The following is a 14,654-nucleotide window of genomic DNA, read 5'->3' as shown; positions in this document are numbered from 1 at the left end:
TACCAGCCATGGAATACACGACCGTAGGGGTTGTCGGTGCCGGCGTCATGGGCGTCGGTGTCGCACAGAACCTCGCACAGACCGGCCACCGGGTGGTCCTCGTCGACATCAACGACGAGGTGCTCGACGGCGCCCGCCGCGAACTGCGCACCAGCCTGCGCGCGTACGCCATGTTCAACCGGGGCGCGGGCATCGATCAAGCAGACATCTTCGACAAGATCGAGTTCACCACCGACTACGAACTCCTCGCCAAGGCCGACTTCGTGGTCGAGAACGTCACCGAGGACTGGAACATCAAGAAGGAGGTGTACGAGCGGATCGACCGCATCGTGCGCCCCGATGTGATCTTCGCCGTGAACACCTCGGCGATCTCCATCACCCGTGTCGGCTCGGCCACCTCGCGCCCCGAGCGCGTCGTCGGGATGCACTTCATGAACCCGGTGCCGATGAAGCCGATGGTCGAGGTGATCCGCGGCTACCACACCACGGAGGAGACCCTCGACGCCGCCCGCCGCTTCCTCGCCGAACTGGGCAAGGAGTGCGTCGTCGTCCAGGACGTGCCGGGCTTCGTCTCCAACCGCGTCCTGATGCTCACCATCAACGAGGCCGCCTTCCTCGTCCAGGACGGCGTCGCCCCCGCGGCCGACGTCGACCGGATCTTCAAGACGTGCTTCGACCACAAGATGGGCCCGCTGGAGACGGCCGACCTCATCGGTCTGGACACCATCCTCAAGTCGGTCGAGGTGCTCTACGAGAGCTTCAACGACGACAAGTACCGCCCCGCCCCCCTGCTGAAGAAGATGGTCGCCGCCGGTCTGCACGGCCGCAAGAGCGGCGAGGGCTTCCACAAGTACCGCTGAAACCCCGTACCGCACCCACCAGACGAGACAGGACGGATCCAGACATGAGCACGGACACCACGGGAACCGCGGACGCCACGGCCACCCGGGCCCGCATCGCGGCCTACCTCTCCCGCTTCTTCCCGGTGCAGGACCTCAAGGACGACGACGACATCTTCGAACTCGGCTTCGTGAGCTCGATGTTCGCGATGCAGCTCGTCTCCTTCGTCGAGCACGAATTCGGCATCACCGTCGAGAACGAGGACCTGGAACTGGAGTACTTCCGCTCCATCAGCGCCCTCGACGCCTTCGTCACGCGCAAGCTGGCCGTCCCGGCCGCCGGCTGAGGCGCGGGGCGACGGCGGGAGAGACACGACGATGACCGGTTCCCTCAGCGCTCAACAGGCGCAATCCCTCAAGGAGTTCAGGGCGTTCGCCGACGATGCGATCGCCCCGCACGCCGATGCCTGGCACCGCGCACAACGCACGCCCGAGCACGTCGTGCGGCTCCTGGCGGACGAAGGGCTGCTCGGCCTGCCCGTGCCGCGCCAGTACGGCGGCGGGGGCTGCGACGCGGTGACCCTCGGCCTGCTCGCCGGGGAACTCGGCCGCGCCTGTTCCTCCATACGCAGCCTGCTCACCGTCCACACGATGGTGGCGCACGCCGTCGCACGCTGGGGCAGCCGCGCCCAGAAGGAGACCTGGCTGCCCCGCCTCGCCCGCGGCGAGACCATCGGCGCACTCGCCGTCTCCGAACCGGGCGCGGGCAGCGACGCCTCCTCGGTCACCACCCGGCTGACGCGCGACGGCGCGGACTGGATCGTCGACGGCCACAAGAAGTGGACGACGTACGGGCACACCGCGGACCTGTTCCTCGTCGTGGGCCGCGGCGAGCAGGGTCCCACCGCCCTGCTCGTGGAACGCGATACGCCCGGCCTGCGCACCGAGCTGATCGAGGACCTCGTCGGCATCCGCGCCTCGATGACCGCGCACGTGTACCTGGAGAGCTGCCGGGTGCCGGACGCCAACCTCCTCGCCCGCCCGGGGCTCGGCGTCTCGCACGTCGTCGGCGCGGCCCTCGACCTCGGCCGCTACACGGTCGGATGGGGCTGCGTCGGTATCCTCGACGCCTGCCTCACGGCGAGCGTCGACTACGCGGGCGAGCGCGAGCAGTTCGGCTCCCCCATCAAGGAGCACCAGCTGGTCCGCCGCATGATCAGCAACATGTACACGGACGCCCGTGCCGCGCGCCTGCTGTGCCTGGAGGCCGGACGGCTGCGCGACGAGCGCGACCCCGGCGCGCTGGCGGCCACCTCCACCGCCAAGTACTTCGCGGCCACCGCCGCGGGCCGCGCCGCCCTGGACGCCGTACAGATCCACGGCGCCAACGGCTGCGGTGCCGACTACCCCGTCCAGCGCCACCTCGGTGACTCCCGGGTCATGGAGATCATCGAGGGCAGCGCACAGCTCCACCAAGTGGGCCTTGCCGAGTACGCGTTCCAAGAGCGCGGAGCGCGAAGGAGCGAACGATGACCGCGACGACCGTCACCACCGTCAAGTGCGTGGTGTGGGACCTCGACAACACCGTGTGGGACGGCGTGCTCCTGGAGGACGGTGATGTCACGCTGCGCCCCGGCGTCGTCGACGTCATCCGTACGCTCGACGAGCGCGGCATCCTGCACTCCATCGCCAGCCGCAACGACCACGACGCGGCCATGGCGAAGCTGGAGGAGCTCGGCATCGCCGAGTACTTCCTGTACCCGCAGATCAACTGGGGCAACAAGTCCGATTCGCTGCGGACCGTCGCCGAGACGATCAACATCGGCATCGACACGCTCGCCTTCGTCGACGACCAGCCCTTCGAGCGTGACGAGGTCCGCTTCGCTCACGAGCAGGTCCTCACCATCGACGCCCTCGACGTGGCCGGCATCCCCGCGCTCGCGCGGATGCAGCCCCGGTTCGTCACCGCCGACTCGCGCGAGCGCCGCCACCTCTACCGCGCCGACGCCCGCCGCAAGCAGGCCGAGGACACCCACCACGGCACCGACGAGGAGTTCCTGGCCTCGCTCGGCATGCGCTTCACCATCGAGCCCGCCCAGGAGCGCGACCTGCAGCGCGCCGAGGAGCTCACGGTGCGCACCAACCAGCTCAACGCCACCGGCTACACGTACGCGTACGAGGAACTGGACGCCTTCCGCCGCTCGCCCGACCACGACCTCCTGGTCGCGGGCCTGGAGGACAGGTACGGGACGTACGGCAAGATCGGTCTCGCCCTGGTGGAGCGCGGCGACGGCGTCCGCACGGTCAAGCTGCTGCTGATGTCGTGCCGCGTCATGTCGCGAGGCGTCGGCTCCGTGCTGCTCCGCCACCTGATCGCCGAGGCCCACGGCGCGGGCGAGAGACTGCGGGCGGAGTTCGTGCCCACCAGCCGCAACCGGACCATGTTCGTCACCTACAAGTTCGCCGGCTTCCGCGAGGTCGAGAAGCACGGCGAGGTGTCGGTGCTCGAGCACGACGGCACCCACCTGCAGGGCTTCCCCCCGTACATGGACGTCACGGTCGGGCGGTGAACCACCCGCCGGCCACCCTCTGGACGGATGGTCGAGTGTTCCTCCAGACCCCCCGGCCATACTGGTCGGCGTCGAGGAGCGAGGAGGACAGACGTGGGAACCCAGTCACTGTGCCAGGCGGCGGACTGCCTCAAGGACCGGCACTCCGGCGCGCAGCAGGTGCGCACGGCAGCCCCCGGCCTGCGGCTGTGCGCCGTCTGCCGGGACCGGCTGCGGGACAACCTGCGCAGCCTTCCCGACCTCTACGCGAACTGCGGGGCGGAACTGACGCCCAGCCGCCCCGGACTGACCGAACGGGTCAGCTCGGGGCGCTCGCGGCAGGGGATCCGGCTCAATGAAGCGGCCCTCGAGGCCCGTGGCGACCTGCTGCCCGTGCTCGCCTCCTGGGCCGGGGTGGTCGTGGCCGAACGCCACGTCGCGGGCCCCCGCCGACGCGAGGTCGGGCCGCTCGCCGCTTTCCTGCGGCTGCACCTGGACTGGCTGGCCGCCCATCCGGCGGCCGCCGACTGCGTGGCGGAGATCCGCCGGGTCACCAACATGGCGCGGGCCGCCGTCCTGCCGCGGCCCGTCGTCCACCAGGAGCTCGGCCCCTGCCCCGTCGACGACTGCGGCGAGGAGGTCCGGGCCCGCCTGCGCACGGACGACCCCGCGGCGACCCACGTCCTGCGGTGCGGCGCGGGCCATGTCGTACCGCCGCACCAATGGCTGCTGTTGAGCGGCCGCACCGCCTGAGGCAGGCCGCCCCGCCCCCCACCCCACCACCGGATCACGGAAGGCGCCCCATGTCCGTCGCACACCGACCGCGTATTCGTACGATCCCCACTCAGCTCGCCGCCATGGCCGCCGGTGTTCCCGAGGCCACCATCCGCAAGTGGGCCAGCAGGGGAAAGCTCACCCGCTACGGCCGCCCCGGACGTGCCGAGTACTCCGTCCAGGAGCTGATCGAGCTCGTCGCCAAGCGAGCCGCGGCCTGAGCCGCACGCTCCGCCGCTGCCGACACGACTGCCCGCCAGGCCCCAGGCCTCGCGGGCAGTCGTTCGTTCACCAGGTGACCGGGAGCCGGTGCACCCCGTAGATGCTCATGTCGCTGCGCATCGGCACCTCGTCAGCCGGCACGGCGAGCCGCAGCCCCGGGAACTCCCGCAGCAGCCCCTTGTACGCGATGCGCATCTCGATGCGGGCCAGCTGCTGACCCAGGCACTGGTGGATGCCGTGCCCGAACGCCAGATGCCCGTTCGCGGGCGTGGTGATGCTGAGCTCTTCCGGCAGGTCGAACTTCTGGGGGTCGCGGTTGGCGGCGGAGACGGACACGGTGACGACCTCGCCCGCCTTGACCGTGCGCCCGCCGAGCTCGACGTCCTCCAGGGCGGCCCGTACCAGACCGACGTGCATGATGCTCAGGTACCGCAGCAGCTCCTCCACCGCGTTGTCCATCAATGACGGGTCGTCGCGCAGGAGTTGGAGCTGTTCGGGATGACGGAGCAGGGCGAAGGTGCCGAGGGCGATCATGTTCGCCGTCGTCTCGTGCCCGGCCACCAGGAGCAGCAGCGCCACCCCGATCAGTTCCTCGTCGTTCAGGTCGCTGCCCGCGGCCAGATTGCTCAGCAGGTCGTCGGTCGGCCGGGCGCGCTTGCGGCCGAGCAGTTCGGCGAGGTACCCCACCAGGGCGCCGAACGCCTGCTGGATCTCCTCCACGCTCTGCCCCAGGTCGAAGATCGACGAGGAGTTGCGCTGGAAGAAGTCGTGGTCCTCGTAAGGCACGCCGAGCAGTTCGCAGATCACCAGCGAGGGAATGGGCAGCGCGAAATCGCCCACCAGCTCCGCCGTCGGCCCGTTCTTCCGCATCGCCGCCAGCCGCTGGTCGGTGATCTCCTCGATCCTGGCCTCCAGGACCTTCATGCGCCGGACCGTGAACTGGCCGGTGAGGTGCTTGCGGTAGCGGGTGTGGTCCGGCGGGTCCATGAAGATGAACCCGCCGGGCCTGGCCGGCTCGGGCTCGGCGAGACCGTAGGGGACCGGCGAGCGCTGCAGCTCGCCGCGGGCGCTGAACCGCCCGTCGGTGAGCACCGCCTTGGCCAGGGTGTGGTCCGTGACCAGCCAGCCGACCGAACCGTCCGGGTAGGCCAGCGGGCTCACGGGCTCCTCCGCGCGGAGCCGGCCCAGCTCGGCCGGGGGAGTGAAGGGGCACTCATGGCTCATCGGCAGCGAGCGCGCGTCCGCCGCCTCCTGCCGGGAGGCCGTGCCGGTGTCGATCGTCATTCAGGACTCCGATGTTCGTAGGGGGAGTGTGCGGAGCGAGGGGTGGGGGGTGAGAGGGAGAAGCGGTGCAACGGGAGGGGCCCGGGGCAAAGAAAAAGGGCCGCCCGGAGGAACACTCCGGGCGGCCCTTTCGAAGGCCGGACACCGCTGGAAGAACACACAGCGGTGGCACCACAGAAGTGTGACAGTCCGTTTCGCTCGACGTCAACCGGTACTCAGCCGGCCAGGGTGAGCGCCCCCGAAGGGCAGTCGGCCACCGCGTCCCGTACCGCCTCCTCCTGCTCCGGTGAGACCAAGTCGCCGCCCACCAGCAGCACTTCACCGCTCTCGTCGCTCTGGTCGAACACCGCGCCCGCGGCGAGGACGCACTGCCCCGCTCCCATGCAGCGCCCCGGGTCGATCTCGATCCGCATGTCACTTCTCCTTCTCGATCGTTTCTGAGGCTGTGCTGAAGCTGTGATGAGGTACGGCCGTGGTCTCAACGGGCCTGGAGCTGGAGCGTCCCGGCGGCCGCCCCGGCCACCTCGGCGTGGCTGGGGCCGGTCGGCACGGCGGGCCGCCAGCCCGAACTCCGCAGCAGCCGCAGCCGCTCCCTGGTCTCCGGCGTGTCCAGGGTCTCCAGCGGAGCCAGCAGGTTCGCGCAGCGCTGCGCCGTCTCCCACAGGACCGGATCGTGCTCGCCCGCCTCCATCAGCGTGAACGCGTTCGCCGCGGGGCTGCCGGGCCCCAGCGGAAGATCCACGCCGGTCAGGGCCGCCTCCCACAGCTTCGTGCGCCCGATGTCCGCCTGTACGGAGTCCTCGAACAGCGGCCGCACCCAGCGCAGCACCTCCTCGGTGACCTGCCCTGCCAGGCCGGGCGCCTCGTCCGGCGCCTGTGCGAACGCCTGCGTGAGCTGCACCGCCTGGTGCATCGCCACCGACGCGCCGCGCCCGAAGGCGGGGTCGGTGGTGCACAGCGCGTCGCCAAGGACGAAGTACCCGGCCGGGGCCTGCGGTGCGAGGGAGCGCAGCGTGTTGCGCAGGCCTGCCATCGGCACCACCTCGGTCAACGGCTCGCTCACCTCCTCCGCCAGCCACGGCGCGAACTCGGGGAACAGCCGGGTGACCCGGTCGAAGGCGTCGGTGTCGCGCAGCGCCTTGAGAGCGTCGTCGTCCGGCAGCCTGCCAAGGCCGATCGCGAACGTCCGGTTGTCGTGGTAGAAGAGCCCGGCTCCGAAGCCGATCCCGGCGACCATCGTGGTGATGCCGCGCTGCAGCGCGGGCCGGGCAGCTCCGTCACGCAGTCGGAAGAAGCGGGTGTTGTAGACGACCCCGCACTCCACCTCCTGCTCCAGCACCGTGAAGTCGTCCCGCAGCGGCGAACGCCGGCCTGCGGCGTCGATCAGCACATCCGTCTCGACGAGCCCGCCGCGCACCTGGACCCCGCGAACACGCCCGCCCGACACCTCGGCCCGGCGCACCGAAGTGCCGTACCGAAGCTGGACGTCGGGCTCCTTGAGCAGGGCCCGGTGCAGTGCCCACTCCACGGTCGGGCGGCGCGACGCGAGGACCGCGAGGTCCGGGTCACCGCCGCCGGTGCCCGACGGCGTGCCGACCGCGATGTCCTCCACGCCGTTCGCCAGCAGGTCCTCGTAGACATCGGGCAGGTGCGTGAGCAGGTCCCGGCGGAACAGGCCCAGGAACGTGTGGAGTTGACGCATCTGAGGGGCGCCGGGGCGGTTCCAGTCCCAGATGTCCGCCAGCTCCTCCGGCGGCGCCGCGTCGCGTTCCAGCACGGTCACGGTGAAACCTTGCCGGGCCAGCAGCAGCGCCGCCGAGAGTCCGGCGATGCCACCGCCCATCACCACGGCGGTCCGAGCACTCATCGCATGTCTCCTTCTGTGTTCACGGGGGCTGTGCGCGTTCGCGGGCACGCCCGGTCAGGCGGCGATGTCACCGAGCACCGCGTCCAGGGCCTGGTCGATCTCGGAGTCGGTCAGCTCACCGGCCAGCTGCAACGCCTCCTCGGTGCCACCCTGTTGCGTGGCACCGCCGCGCCGGGCCAGCTCGATCAGCTGGGCCAGCAGCCCGCTCTCGCGCAGCAGTACCGGATCGACCTGGGCGAGCGCCCACTGAGCGGCCGCCGCCGGGTCCTGCGGCGGGCCGTCCTGCGCCGCCCCGCCCCGTGCGGCGCCGCCGAAGTCGAGCCTGCGGTGCAGGTATGCGGCGATCGCCTTCGGCGTCGGATAGTCGAAGGCCAGCGTGCTCGGCATCTCGGTGCCCGTCTGCCGGGAGATGCGGTTCTTCAGCTCGACCGACATCAGCGAGTCGAGCCCCAGCTCCTTGAGCGGCTTCTCCGCGGTCACGGAAGCGGTGCCCGCCAGCCCCGCTGCTGCCGCCGCCTCCACGCGTACGAACTCCGTCAGCGTCGTGAGGCGCTCCTCGTCGCCCAGTGCGGCGAGCCGCTCCATGAACTCCGAACCCCGCTCGGCCGCGGCCGCCGCCTGGCGCAGCTTCGGACGCACCAACACCCCGTACAGCGGCGGCAGTTCCGACTGCTGCTGCAGAGCGGCAAGATCCAGTTTCACGGGGGTGAGTTGTGGTTCGGGGCGGGTGAGTGCGGTGTCGAGGAGGTCGAGGCCTTCGGTGGTGGTGAGTGCTGCGGCGCCGCCGCGTCGCATGCGGGCGAGGTCGGCGTCGGTGAGGTGGGCGGTCATGCCGGTGCCGTTTTGTTCCCATAGGCCCCAGGCGAGGCTGAGGGCGGGTTGTCCGTGGGCGCGGCGGTGGGCGGCGAGGGCGTCGAGGTAGGCGTTGGCGGCGCCGTAGGTGCTCTGTCCGGGGGAGCCGAGTGTGCCGGCGGCGGAGGAGAAGAGGACGAAGGTGGTGAGGTCGAGATTCTTGGTGAGTTCGTGGAGGTGGGTGGCGCCGGTGGCTTTGGGGGCGAAGACGGTGGCCAGGCGTTGGGGGTTCTGGCCGGTGAGGAGGCCGTCGTCGATGATTCCGGCGAGGTGGATGACGGCGGTGAGGGGGCGGTCCAGGGTGGTGAGGAGGTGGGTGGACTGGTCGGGGTCGGCGATGTCGCAGGCGCGGACGTCGACCGATTCGGCGCCCATCTGGCGTAGTTGGTCGCGCAGTTCGGTGGTTCCGGGGGTGTTGGGTCCTCGGCGTGAGGTGAGCAGGAGGTGGCGTGCGCCGTGTTCTTGTACGAGGCGTTGGGCGACCTGTTGGCCGAGTTCTCCGGTGCCGCCGGTGATCAGGATCGTGCCTTGGGGGTCCAGGGGGCGGGGGACGGTGAGCACGATCTTGCCCGTGTGCCGGCCCTGTGCCATGAAACGGAAGGCACTGGGCGCCTCCCGGACGTCGTACGCGTGGAACGGCAGCGGCTCCACCGCGCCCGCCTCGAAGAGCGCGGTCAGTTCCTGGAGGAGTTCCTGGATGCGCTCCGGTCCCGCGTCCATCAGGTCGAAGGCCTGGTAGTGGACGCCGGGGCGGGTGGTGGCGACGTCGGTGGCGTCGCGGATGTCGGTCTTGCCCATTTCCAGGAAGCGGCCGCCTTCGGGGAGGAGGCGCAGGGAGGCGTCGACGAATTCGTGGGCCAGGGAGTTGAGGACGACGTCGAGTTGCTGGTCGGCCCATTTGGTCTCGAAGTGGGTGTTGCGGGAGTGGGCGATGTGGGTGTCGTCCAGGCCCATGCGGTGCAGGGTGTCCCACTTGCCGGGGCTGGCGGTTCCGTAGACCTCGGCGCCCAGGTGCTGGGCGAGTTGGACGGCGGCCATGCCGACGCCGCCTGCTGCGGCGTGCACGAGCACCTTCTCGCCCGTCCGCAGCCCACCCAGATCGACCAGACCCCGGTACGCCGTCAGGAACGTCAGCGGCACGGTCGCCGCCTGGGCGAACGTCAGGGAGTCCGGAATCCGCACCATCACCCGGGCGTCGGCCCGCACCTCGGTGCCGAACGAACCTACCGCCAGACCCATCACACGGTCCCCGACCCGCAGGTGCGACACGCCGGGGCCCGCCTCAAGGACGACCCCCGCACACTCCAGGCCGAGCTTCGGCGCATGCACCATGTCCAGGGCGTTGAGCACGTCCCGGAAGTTGAGCCCGGCGGCCCGCACCTGGACGCGCACCTCCTGCGGGCCCAACGGCCCGCCCTGCTCCACCGGCACGCAGGTGAAGGTGTCGAGGCGGCCCTTCTCCCGCACGTCCAGGGCCCACGCGCCGTCCTGCGGGCGCGGTACGGGCACCGAGTCACCGGCCGCCGCCCGCGTCAGACGGGCGGCGAGCACGGTGTCCCCGCGCAGCGCCAGCTCCGGCTCGTCCGTGTCCGCGACCGCCGCGGCGATCAGCTCCGGGTGCCGGGCGTCGGCGCCGACGTCGAGCAGCCGCAGCACCCGCTCCGGGTACTCCGCCCGCGCCGTACGGACCAGACCCCATACGGTCGCCAGCTCAGGGGCCACGACCACGTCATCGGGCCGGACGCCGATCGCGTCGCCCGTCACCCACACGAACTCGGTGTCCGCGAGTGCGGGGTCCGCCAACAGGCCCTGCAAAAGCTCCAGTTCGTACTGCGCCGCTGTCAGGACGCGGTCCGCCGACGGACCGTCGACGGCCCCCGGCACGCAGCGGTCCACCACTACACGGCGCGGTACGGGCGTCATGCGGGCCAGGTCGGCGGCACCCGCCACGACCTCGGCCCCGAGCGCGGCCGCCAGGAAGCCGTCCGCCCCCAGGACCACGGGGGCATCCGCACCGGACCCGGCGACGGCCGGCTCGGTCGGCGCGACGGGCTGGAACTCGACGCGGTACAGGTGATCGGACTCGCTCCGCCCCGCCCCGCGCAACTGCTCGGCCGTCGCGCGCTGAAGATCCAGGCCGTGGGCCAGCGCCACCGGCGCACCCGTCGCGTCGGCCAGCAGCACCGAGGCACGGCCCGGCCCGCCGTCCGCCGATTCCGTGAGCTCGACCCGGACCCGGAGCTCCGTGCTCCCGGTCGCGTACAGCTCGACGTCCGTCCACGCGAAGGGCAGCAGCACGGAGGCCGCGTCGTCGTCCGCATCCTCCGGCCCAGTGCCCGCGAGGGCGTGCAGCGCCGCGTCGAACAGGGCCGGGTGCACACCAAAACCGGCGACGTCCAGTCCGTCCGCCACGGCCTGCGGCAGCACGATCCGGCCGTACGCCACCCGGCCGCGCCGCGACAGCTCGGCGAGCCCCCGGAACTCGGGCCCGTACCGTACGCCCCGGTCCGCCATCCGGTCATAGAAGTCGGTGAGCCCGACGGGCTCCGCCCCCGGCACCGGCCAGCTGCTCAGCTCCGTGAACGCCCCGTCGGCCGCTGACCGGGCGTCGTCCAGCTCGCCCTCGGCATGCAGGGTCCACGTCTGCTGGTCGGTCGTGTCCTCGGGCTGGCTGTGGATCGCGACCGGGCGCCGGCCATCGGCCGACACACCGCCGACCCGCACCTGGAGCCGCACCGGGACATCGTCCCTGAGGACCAGCGGGCGAGCGAGGGTGAGCCCGGCCACCCGCGCGGCGCCCACCGTACGGGCAGCGGCGAAGGCCAGATCGAGCAGTCCCGTGCCCGGCAGCAGCACCGAGTCGAACACCGCGTGCCCGGCCAGCCAGGGATGGTCGGCCGACGACAGCCTGCCGGACAGCAGGTGCCCGTCGCCGCCCGCCAGCGTCGCCGTCGCGGTCAGCCACGGGTGGTCGGCCGACTGCAGGCCCGCACCGCGCACATCCCCACCGCGCGTGCTCTCCAGCCAGTAACGCTCGTGCTGGAAGGCGTACGTCGGCAGGCCGTCGGCGCGCGCCGCGCCGGTACCGGCCGCACGGGTCCAGTCGACCGCGTGCCCGGCCACGTGCAGGCGCCCCAGGGCGGACCGCAGCGACCGCGCCTCGCCCTCGCCCTTGCGCCGCGCCGCCACGAAGACGGCGTCGCCGACGCACTCCGTCCCCATCGCGGACAGCACGCCCGCGGGACCGCACTCCAGGAACCGCCGGAAGCCGCGCTCGCGCAGGGTGGCCACCACATCGGTGAACCGCACCGCCTCGCGCACCTGCCGCACCCAGTGCTCCGGGCTGCGGATGCCCTCGCCCGCCGCCGTGTCGGTGCCGGACCACCGGCCCGACACGGCGTCGACCACGGGAATGCGCGGCGCGTCGAACCGGCAGCGGGCCGCGACCTCGGCGAACGCCTCCAGCATGGCGTCCATGTGGCCGCTGTGGAACGCGTGCGAGACGGTCAGCTCGCGGGTGCGCCGGCCCCGGTCCGCGAAGACCGCGGCGACGGCACGCACCGCGTCGGAGTCCCCGCTCAGCACCGTCTGGGACGGCGAGTTGAGCGCGGCGACGCAGACGTGTCCCTCGGCGTCCGCGAGCACGGCACGGACCTCGTCCTCGGCCGCCTCCACCGAGACCATCGCGCCTCCGGTCCGGCACCCCTGCATCAGCCGTCCGCGCGCCACGACCAGCCGCGCCGCGTCCTCAAGTCCGATGACGCCCGCGACGTGGATCGCGGCGAGCTCACCGATGGAGTGGCCGGAGACCGCGGACGCGGTCACGCCCCACGACTCCAGAAGCCGGTACAGGGCGACCTCATGAGCGAACAGACCGGGCTGCGTGAACTCTGTTCGATGGACGGCGGATTCAGCTCCGTCGCTGTGGCCATCGCCCTCGCTTCCGTTGTCCACGGCGAAGACCACGTCGGCAAGGGAGCGGCCAAGGTGCGGATCGACCGCGGCGCAGACCTCGTCGAACGCCTGGCGGAACACAGGAAACGTCTCGTACAACTCCGCGCCCATACCCGGGTATTGACTGCCCTGCCCGGTGAACAGGATCGCGGTGCCGCCGTCCACGGCCTGTCCCTCGACGAGGTCCGGATGCGCACTGTCGGACGCGAGGGCGCGCAGCGCCTGCGTGGCTTCCTCGGCCGATGAGGCCAGGATGGCGGCCCGTACGTCGAAGTGGGTGCGGTGCAGTGCCGACGTCGCCGCCACGGCGGGCAGCCCGGCGGCGTCCGGGCCCGCGAGCCAGGCGGCCCACTGACCGGCCTGGGCACGGAGGGCGTCGGGTGTGCGGGCGGAGACGAGGAGGGGGAGCGGGAACGCACCGTCGGGGGCGGTCTCATCCGCCACCGGGGTGCTCTCCGGGGCCTCTTCGAGGATGACGTGGGCGTTGGTGCCGCTCAGGCCGAAGGACGAGATGCCTGCCCGGCGTATGCGCCCTGTGCCGCGCTGCCAGGGCCGGTTGTCCTGGAGGAGTTCCAGGCCGCTGCCGTCCCATTCGATGTGGCTGCTGGGTGCCTCGGCGTGCAGTGTCTTGGGGAGGGTCTGATGCTGGAGGGCGAGAATCATTTTGATCACGCCCGTGACACCGGCGGCGGCTTGTGCGTGCCCGATGTTGGACTTGGAGGACCCGAGGTAGAGGGGCCGGTCGGCAGCCCGGCCGGGGCCGAAGATTTCGGTCAGGGCGCCGGCTTCGATGGGGTCGCCGAGGGGAGTGCCGGTGCCGTGGGCTTCGACGGCGTCGATGTCGGCGGGGGTGAGGCGAGCGGAGCTCAGGGCGTCGTGGACGACGCGCTGCTGAGCGGGCCCGTTGGGAGCGGTCAGCCCCTGGCTGCGGCCGTCCTGGTTCACTGCCGAACCCTTGATCACCGCGAGTACGTTGTCGCCGTCGCGCTGGGCGTCGGAGAGCCGCTTGAGGGCGAGGATGCCGACCCCCTCGGACCAGCCCGCACCGTCCGCGTCGTCGGAGAAGCTCTTGCACCGTCCGTCTGTGGCCATGCCCTTGAGGCGGGAGAACTCGACGAAGAGGGTGGGGGTGGACATGACGGTGACGCCGCCCGCAAGGGCGAGTTCGCATTCGCCGGTGCGCAGGGCGTTGATGGCCAGGTGCATCGCGACGAGCGAGGAGGAGCAGGCGGTGTCGACGGTGAGCGCTGGGCCTTGGAGGCCGAGGGTGTAGGAGAGGCGTCCGGAGATGATGCTGCTGGCGTTGCCGGTGCCGAGGTAGCCGTCGAGTGCGTCGAGGTCGTGGTTGTGCTGGTTGTCGTAGTCGGAGCCCATGGTGCCGAGGTAGACGCCGGTGCGGCTTTCGGTGAGGGTGTCGGGTCGGATGCCTGCCCGCTCCAGGGCTTCCCAGGAGGTCTCCAGGACCAGCCGTTGTTGGGGGTCCATGGCGATCGCTTCGCGGGGGGAGATGCCGAAGAACTCGGCGTCGAAGCCTTCGATGTCGGTGAGGAAGCCGCCTTCGCGGGCGTAGCTTTTGCCGGCTGCTTCGGGGTCGGGGTCGTAGATGCCGAGGTTTTCCCAGCGTTTGGGGAAGCCGCTGATGGCGTCGCCGCCCTCGGAGAGGAGGTTCCAGAAGGCTTCGGGGGTGTGGATGCCGCCGGGCAGGCGGCAGGCCATGGAGACGATGGCGATGGGTTCGTCGGCCTGGGTGAGGGTGCGTGCGGTTTTGCGGGCCTTCTTCGGTTTGGCCGTGAGTTCGAGGCGTTGCAGGAGGAGTTGGGTGATGGCGGTGGGGGTGGGGTGGTCGAAGGCGAGGGTGGCGGGGAGCGCGACGCCGGTCGTGGTGGAGAGGCGTCGGCGCAGCTCGACGGCCATGAGGGAGTCCATGCCGAGGTCCTTCAGGACCTGATCGGCCCCGAGCACTGTGGCGTGGGGGATCCCAAGGACGGTGGCGGCCTCGCCACGGACCAGGTTCATCAGCTCCTCGCGGCGCTCACTCTCGCCGAGCGCCGAAAGCCGGTCCCGCAAGGTGCCGCTTCCGGACGCGCCGGACGCCCGCCGACGACCGGCGCGCAGGAGCCCCCGCAGCAGGGCCGGAGCCTCGCCGGTGCGGTCGAACTCCCGCTGGATCGCCGTGGTTTCCAGCTTGAGTGGCGTGAGGTGGGCATGCGGCTGGGCGATCGCGGTGTCGAGGAGGGTGAGTGCTTGGGTGGTGGTGAGGGCGGTGATGCCTTGGCGGCGCATGCGGTTGAGTTCGGGGGTGCCGAGGTGGGC

At 71.4% G+C, this 14,654-nt stretch carries 10 protein-coding genes; 6 read left to right on the top strand and 4 right to left on the bottom strand.

Going from position 1 to position 14,654, the window contains the following annotated elements:
* Positions 1 to 8: 8 nt before the first annotated feature.
* From AB0E78_RS37605 to AB0E78_RS37580, 6 genes are all read left to right on the top strand, one after another.
* Positions 9 to 860, top strand: coding sequence for a 3-hydroxyacyl-CoA dehydrogenase NAD-binding domain-containing protein (locus tag AB0E78_RS37605; RefSeq protein ID WP_361842873.1), 852 nt, complete (start codon positions 9 to 11; stop codon positions 858 to 860).
* A 44-nt stretch (positions 861 to 904) separates the two neighbouring features.
* Entirely contained in the window at positions 905 to 1,186 is a 282-nt protein-coding gene (locus tag AB0E78_RS37600) for a phosphopantetheine-binding protein (protein WP_361842870.1), read from the top strand.
* Between the two features lie 31 nt (positions 1,187 to 1,217).
* The gene (locus tag AB0E78_RS37595; protein ID WP_361842867.1) at positions 1,218 to 2,372 is read left to right on the top strand and encodes an acyl-CoA dehydrogenase family protein; all 1,155 of its coding nucleotides are present in this window, start codon (positions 1,218 to 1,220) and stop codon (positions 2,370 to 2,372) included.
* The gene (locus AB0E78_RS37590) at positions 2,369 to 3,409 is read left to right on the top strand and encodes an HAD-IIIC family phosphatase (protein WP_361842864.1); all 1,041 of its coding nucleotides are present in this window, start codon (positions 2,369 to 2,371) and stop codon (positions 3,407 to 3,409) included. Before AB0E78_RS37595 ends, AB0E78_RS37590 begins: the two co-directional genes overlap by 4 nt.
* Before the next feature lie 93 nt (positions 3,410 to 3,502).
* The gene (locus AB0E78_RS37585; RefSeq protein ID WP_361842861.1) at positions 3,503 to 4,141 is read left to right on the top strand and encodes a hypothetical protein; all 639 of its coding nucleotides are present in this window, start codon (positions 3,503 to 3,505) and stop codon (positions 4,139 to 4,141) included.
* 50 nt (positions 4,142 to 4,191) lie between these two features.
* A complete protein-coding gene (locus AB0E78_RS37580) occupies positions 4,192 to 4,383 on the top strand; it encodes a hypothetical protein (RefSeq protein ID WP_361842858.1) in 192 nt (63 codons plus the stop codon).
* A 67-nt stretch (positions 4,384 to 4,450) separates the two neighbouring features.
* Here the strand turns inward: AB0E78_RS37580 and AB0E78_RS37575 are convergent, their stop codons facing one another.
* The 4 genes from AB0E78_RS37575 to AB0E78_RS37560 all read right to left on the bottom strand — a co-directional run bounded on the left by AB0E78_RS37575 (position 4,451) and on the right by AB0E78_RS37560 (position 14,624).
* A complete protein-coding gene (locus AB0E78_RS37575) occupies positions 4,451 to 5,668 on the bottom strand; it encodes a cytochrome P450 (protein ID WP_361842855.1) in 1,218 nt (405 codons plus the stop codon).
* A 215-nt stretch (positions 5,669 to 5,883) separates the two neighbouring features.
* Complete coding sequence (locus AB0E78_RS37570) at positions 5,884 to 6,081, bottom strand: ferredoxin (protein WP_361842852.1); 198 nt, start codon at positions 6,079 to 6,081, stop codon at positions 5,884 to 5,886.
* Between the two features lie 65 nt (positions 6,082 to 6,146).
* Positions 6,147 to 7,535 (bottom strand): FAD-dependent oxidoreductase, encoded by a 1,389-nt coding sequence (locus tag AB0E78_RS37565; protein ID WP_361842849.1) that lies wholly within the window; start codon positions 7,533 to 7,535, stop codon positions 6,147 to 6,149.
* A 54-nt stretch (positions 7,536 to 7,589) separates the two neighbouring features.
* Positions 7,590 to 14,624, bottom strand: coding sequence for an SDR family NAD(P)-dependent oxidoreductase (locus AB0E78_RS37560; protein ID WP_361842846.1), 7,035 nt, complete (start codon positions 14,622 to 14,624; stop codon positions 7,590 to 7,592).
* Positions 14,625 to 14,654 lie beyond the last annotated feature (30 nt).

Origin of the sequence: Streptomyces sp. NPDC032198, from assembly GCF_040636975.1 — a bacterium.
Classification (GTDB): Bacteria; Actinomycetota; Actinomycetes; order Streptomycetales; family Streptomycetaceae; genus Streptomyces.
This window is presented reverse-complemented; position numbering and strand designations above follow the sequence as displayed.

What these genes read in the sequence shown, in the direction of transcription:
- AB0E78_RS37580 (WP_361842858.1), top strand. Translation starts at nt 4,192, where the DNA reads ATGTCCGTCGCACACCGACCGCGTATTCGTACGATCCCCACTCAGCTC.
- AB0E78_RS37600 (WP_361842870.1), top strand. Translation starts at nt 905, where the DNA reads ATGAGCACGGACACCACGGGAACCGCGGACGCCACGGCCACCCGGGCC.
- AB0E78_RS37575 (WP_361842855.1), bottom strand. Translation starts at nt 5,668, where the DNA reads ATGACGATCGACACCGGCACGGCCTCCCGGCAGGAGGCGGCGGACGCG.
- AB0E78_RS37595 (WP_361842867.1), top strand. Translation starts at nt 1,218, where the DNA reads ATGACCGGTTCCCTCAGCGCTCAACAGGCGCAATCCCTCAAGGAGTTC.
- AB0E78_RS37565 (WP_361842849.1), bottom strand. Translation starts at nt 7,535, where the DNA reads ATGAGTGCTCGGACCGCCGTGGTGATGGGCGGTGGCATCGCCGGACTC.
- AB0E78_RS37605 (WP_361842873.1), top strand. Translation starts at nt 9, where the DNA reads ATGGAATACACGACCGTAGGGGTTGTCGGTGCCGGCGTCATGGGCGTC.
- AB0E78_RS37560 (WP_361842846.1), bottom strand. Translation starts at nt 14,624, where the DNA reads ATGCGCCGCCAAGGCATCACCGCCCTCACCACCACCCAAGCACTCACC.
- AB0E78_RS37590 (WP_361842864.1), top strand. Translation starts at nt 2,369, where the DNA reads ATGACCGCGACGACCGTCACCACCGTCAAGTGCGTGGTGTGGGACCTC.
- AB0E78_RS37570 (WP_361842852.1), bottom strand. Translation starts at nt 6,081, where the DNA reads ATGCGGATCGAGATCGACCCGGGGCGCTGCATGGGAGCGGGGCAGTGC.